Below are 5,126 nucleotides of genomic sequence, written 5' to 3' on the forward strand. Positions count from 1 at the left end.
GAAAAAAGTTGAGCTGTGCAACGAACTAGGTGAAGATTGTAAAGATTTTGAATTTGGCAAGACCAAGGTACTGTGCAATGAACCAAGCGATAAATCAAAAGGCGCATGTCTTCCTTCTCTCCTCTTAGTTTCATAGGAAGACATGCGCCTTTTGATTTATCGCTTGGTTCATTGCACAGTACCTTGGTCTTGCCAAATTCAAAATCTTTACAATCTTCACCTAGTTCGTTGCACAGCTCAACTTTTTTCAACTCACACTTAGTGTTATCTTCTTTTGTACACGTTGCATTGCCGTTCTCTGCTGTTATACATTCCATTTCATCTATAGATTTAATAGGCATTTCTGCCTCCACAATAACCTTATCCTTATTTGAACATAGTTCATAAGCCAACTCTACTTTATTTCTAGCGAGCTCGCCAGCTTTGCTACTAGCTTTGTTAGATTTATCGGGCGAGCATGCCGAAATGAACAGAGAAAGGCAAACAAGTAACGCCACGTATTTCTTAAATATCATTTTCTTGTTCCTCATGGTTCATATAAACGACCCTCGCCACACAGATTGTTGCCACGGAGAAAATGAGTATTAGCACCATTTAAGTTTTGATATACCTATCCAAACATCCAGCCCTAGAGTTGCCAGTCCTCCTAGTGTCATGACAGTATAGTCCAGTACCAATTAGCGCTGTACTTCCCCCCCCTACTCCAATGGCGCTATAAGCGAAATATTTGTACCACTTGGACCTTGTCTCTAAAATCTCCCGGCCACCGGGGGATTTAGAGGCTGGTTCATCACCCGCTCGAGCAGGCGTGTCGGATTCAGCAGTTTTTGTTTGTGTTGGGATTCTTGTAAACTCGTTCTTTTTGGACGAACCCGCATTAATAAATATACAAAAACAAACAAATAAACAGATTATTTTTTTTTAAGCGCCACAATCGTTGCTTTTTAGACCATTGAATGTGCGTTAGCATATTCGGTCATGCCTTCTGCATCTGACGGTCTCACGATAGCGCTTTTAAGTTAGGCTTTGGCTTGGAGTTAAGCCGACTTGAAATTCTTGTTTTCACGAGTAATGTCATCATACTACTTTCTCTCTTGTTTCTATCTATAGGTTTTGATAAATTTAGATTCAGATATTATAGATTCCAAACAAAAACATCGTACCAGCTAATTAAAGCTACTACAGCGTCTAGTTGGTTGGGATCCCCTCACTGCATGTGTAACTGCAACTGTGTCCGTGCATTACTCCGCCACACTCAATACTTCCCTAGTAGCGCTACTACTCTTCTTCTGACACGACATCGTATCAAATCAAATGTGAGATTGTATCATCTCATCAAATACAACTGTTGTGATTATATCAAATCAAATGTGATTGTATTATCTCATCAAATACAACTGTTGTGATTATATCAAAGTTTTTAACAAATCAAGCTACAACTACGTGTAATTGTATCAAATTTTTTAACAATTTAATCTAAAATCATCAAAAAGCATAATCAAAAATCAATCAAAAAACCCCCAAAAACGGCTAAAGGGACCCTATAGTAAAGAGCCAATGTCTCCAGGGACAAAGTCCCGGGAGATAAAGTCCCAAGAGTCTAAGACTCAATGGGCAAAGACTTAAAAGAGCCAGTGGCGCAGAGAGACAACAAAGACCTCTATCTCTCAGTGTTTTCTTCGTAGATTAAGACTTGTCCGAAAATCCAATTTTTTGCCACCATACGAATATATTACTGTTGGTTACATTTTTAACATCGCTATCGCGAACCGCTAATCCCTCAAGAACAGTGGAATCTGGACATAACTTCTTAATATTGTTAATACTTTCACAGAAATAACTTCCTCCGTAGGTACAAAACGGCACTATAGTTTTTCCTGCAATATCATGTTTTTCTAGAAAAGTAAATACTGCCATAGGCATCGTCCGCCACCAATTTTGATAACCGAGAAAAATCATGTCATAAGAGTCTATCTATTATTCACATCATTTACAAGTTTTGGTCTGGCGTTGGCTTTCTTCTCTTTGGAAGCCTGCCCTATGCCCGCATTGTAATTTGTAGGATATTGCTTGATTGTTTTTATCTCGAAAATATCCTAGCTAAATGTTTTTGTGTATTTGTTCCGACACCAATTTTGGTATTGCCGGAGTAAGAAAAATAGACTGTTAAAACTTTAGTAGCTTGAGCTGCAAGAGGGATTAAGTTTGTTGCCATTAAAGCAAAAGCAAATGATAATAATTTTTTCATTTTAACTCTCCAAACCTATTTTGATTTATGTTATCTTGTCTTGTTCAGCAAAACCTCGCTCCATGTTATAGCATAATATTTTGCGCTCTTTTAAATTACCGCTCAGCGGCAAGAATTTTTGGTATTTTATCTGACAAAGTACATAAGGTTTTCATTGACAAAACAGGTTGAAAATTGATATAAGTCTCGGTTATGAAGAAAGAAATGTCGGCGGTTTATCCCGGAAGCTTTGATCCTCCTACGAACGGGCATTTGGATATTATCGCTAGATCTTCGTATTTGTTTCCTGAAATAATAGTTGCAGTGACGGACAATGTAAACAAAAAACATATATTTTCTTTGCAAGAAAGAATTAATCTGCTACAAAAATCTATAAAACATTTAAACAATGTTAGTGTCTTATCGTTTTCGGGGCTTTTAGCCAGTTATCTTAATGAAATTCAGTCTTTTATTCTGATTAGAGGATTGAGGGCTATTTCTGATTTTGAATATGAGTTTCAAATGGCATTGATGAACAGAAAATTAAACAGAAAAATTGAAACGGTGTTTTTGATACCGGATCAAGCTTATACGTTTCTTTCTTCTAGTATGGTTAAAGAGATCGCCATGCTTGGTGGTGATACTGCTGATTTTGTGCCAGAATGTGTTGAAAAAGACTTAAAAGAGCGAGTTTTAAGTTTATCAAAGGATAAATATGACAAATAAAAATATATTTGTCTTAATGGAGATATTGGCGGCAGTTACAATAGTTGGAGTGATTGCTTATTTTGCCATTCCAAAATATTCAAATATTTTACGTGCGTCCGGCGAAGCTGCAACAAAAAGAGGACTTGCCTCTTTAAGAAGCGCCATAGCTTTGTACTATGGTGATAACGGCGCTAAATATCCCGGCGTGGATATATCAAAAGAACTTGTTGAAAAAGGATATATAAAACAAATCCCGTATGTTTACATATCTCATCACAAAAATTCAAACGTAATACTAACACATGATCTCGAAATCAATACAGATACTGGCGGATGGGCATATAAAGTCGATGATATGCCCAATTCTCCCGATAGAGTGAAAGGGCAAATCTGGATCAACTGTTCTCATGGCGATTGGAGTAAGTTGTAACGATGGCATTTTCTGTTTTGGGAATAATTTTAGTTTTTTATATAGGGGTTAAGGTTGGCAATAGCATATATAAAACGTCTTTGATTAGATTTTTTACAGCCTGTTCTTTTTCATTTCTTTTTTACAAATTTTCTTTTTCTATAACATTCTTCTTGTTTGCTTTTCTGACATATTCTTTAGTTTCTGTCTCTGCAGTGGATTATTTTCATAGAATAATACCTGCGATATTTCCAATTTTGTTAATAGTTATAGGTGTTGTATGTAGTTTTTTAAATGTATCTTTAGGCGAGACTTCATTGTCAAGATTTTTAAACTCTATGCTAGGAATTATTTCAGGCAGTGGTGTTTTATTTATTGTAGGTTTTTTTGGACAGCTGCTATGTAAGAGAGAAGTTATTGGCGATGGGGATGTTAAACTTATGGCAGGAGTTGGCGCTTTTATAGGCTGGGAAAAAGCATTGTTTTCTGTTTTTATTGCTGCTGTTTTGGGAAGTATCGTTGGATTAGCGCTCATAATTTGTAGGAAAATGACAAGAAGAGACTATATGCCGTTTGGACCGTTTCTGTCTGCGACATCCATCATAAGTATATTCCTTCCTCAACCATCATCGTGCTTGGATATATTTTTTGTATGGGAAGCACAAGTTTTTAGTAGAATTTTAGGAGCATAAAATGCCTCTGTCTTCTACCACAGGGAAATTTAATTTTCTTGTTTTTCGCTCTCACTTGGCGTATATCTTGCAATATTTTTTGTGTTAAGTATGTAGAAGCACTAGCTATACCGAAGCGCGTGCCTCAAATAAAAAGTGGAGCAGAACTAGACATAAATTTCGTAAGACGTCCATTGTTACCGCTTATCAGCAGATGAGCCTAGCCCTTATTATCCTACGCAATCTTTCTGTGCGCCTTCAGTTCTTCCTATATATCCCTTCCAGCTTACTCTGAGCCTCAACATCTCCTTGGCCCGCTGCTTTCCGATACCACTTTACTGCTTCAGTATAATTTTGTTGAACTCCTTTGCCTTCCTCATACATCACTCCTAGATTATACTGAGCCCGTGCCAATCCTTGGTACGCTGCTTTCCGATACCACTTTACTGCTTTAGTATACTTTTGTTGAACTCCTTCTCCTTTCTTATACATCTCTCCCAGATTATACTGAGCCCGTGCATCTCCTTGGTACGCTGCTTTCCGATACCATTTTACTGCTTCAGTATAATTTTGTTGAACTCCTTCTCCTTTCTTATACATCTCTCCCAGATTATACTGAGTCGTTGCATCTCCTTGGTCCGCTGCTTCCCGATACCATTTTACTGCCTCAGTATAATTTTGTTGAACCCCTTCCTCTTCCTCACACATCACTCTCAACTTATACTGAGCTATTGCCAATCCTTGGTCCGCTGCTTCCAGATACCATTTTAATGCTTTAGTATAACTTTGTTGAACCCCTTCCCCTTTAGCATACATCACTCCCAGATTATTCTGAGCCATTGCATCTCCTTGGTCCACTGATTTTTGATACCACTTTAATGCTTCAGCATAATTTTGTTGAACTCCTTTTCCACCGTAATACATCTGTCCTAAATTACACTGAGATCCTGCATGTCCTTGGTCCGCTGCTTTTTGATACCACTTTAATACTTCAACAAAATTATGCTGAAGTATTAAAGTGGTATCAAAAAGCAGCGGACCAAGGACATGCAGGATCTCAGTGTAATTTAGGACAGATGTATTACGGTGGAAAAGGAGTTCAACAAAATTA

At 37.5% G+C, this 5,126-nt stretch carries 7 protein-coding genes; 3 read left to right on the forward strand and 4 right to left on the reverse strand.

The features are described from left to right. The 3 genes from LE180_RS06715 to LE180_RS06725 all read right to left on the reverse strand — a co-directional run. A partial coding sequence (locus tag LE180_RS06715) for a hypothetical protein (protein ID WP_374134681.1) occupies positions 1 to 515 on the reverse strand: 515 nt, incomplete at its 3' end. 1,171 nt (positions 516 to 1,686) lie between these two features. Then, positions 1,687 to 1,917, reverse strand: a complete 231-nt coding sequence (locus LE180_RS06720) for a flavodoxin (RefSeq protein ID WP_374134682.1) — start codon at positions 1,915 to 1,917, stop codon at positions 1,687 to 1,689. Between the two features lie 163 nt (positions 1,918 to 2,080). Beyond that, positions 2,081 to 2,248 (reverse strand): hypothetical protein, encoded by a 168-nt coding sequence (locus LE180_RS06725; RefSeq protein ID WP_374134683.1) that lies wholly within the window; start codon positions 2,246 to 2,248, stop codon positions 2,081 to 2,083. 192 nt (positions 2,249 to 2,440) lie between these two features. Between LE180_RS06725 and coaD the strand changes: the two genes are divergently transcribed. From coaD to LE180_RS06740, 3 genes are read left to right on the forward strand one after another with little or no spacing between them, the layout of a single operon-like run. Then, the gene (gene coaD / locus LE180_RS06730; RefSeq protein ID WP_374134684.1) at positions 2,441 to 2,953 is read left to right on the forward strand and encodes a pantetheine-phosphate adenylyltransferase; all 513 of its coding nucleotides are present in this window, start codon (positions 2,441 to 2,443) and stop codon (positions 2,951 to 2,953) included. Beyond that, positions 2,943 to 3,365 (forward strand): type II secretion system protein, encoded by a 423-nt coding sequence (locus LE180_RS06735; RefSeq protein WP_374134685.1) that lies wholly within the window; start codon positions 2,943 to 2,945, stop codon positions 3,363 to 3,365. Before coaD ends, LE180_RS06735 begins: the two co-directional genes overlap by 11 nt. Before the next feature lie 2 nt (positions 3,366 to 3,367). After that, positions 3,368 to 4,036, forward strand: a complete 669-nt coding sequence (locus LE180_RS06740; protein ID WP_374134686.1) for an A24 family peptidase — start codon at positions 3,368 to 3,370, stop codon at positions 4,034 to 4,036. A 237-nt stretch (positions 4,037 to 4,273) separates the two neighbouring features. Here LE180_RS06740 and LE180_RS06745 read toward each other — a convergent pair. Next, positions 4,274 to 5,126 (reverse strand): tetratricopeptide repeat protein (locus LE180_RS06745; protein ID WP_374134687.1); only part of this gene is annotated, 853 nt, incomplete at its 5' end.

The sequence above is a fragment of the Candidatus Endomicrobiellum pyrsonymphae genome, from assembly GCF_020328025.1.
Taxonomy (GTDB): Bacteria; Elusimicrobiota; Endomicrobiia; order Endomicrobiales; family Endomicrobiaceae; genus Endomicrobiellum; species Endomicrobiellum pyrsonymphae.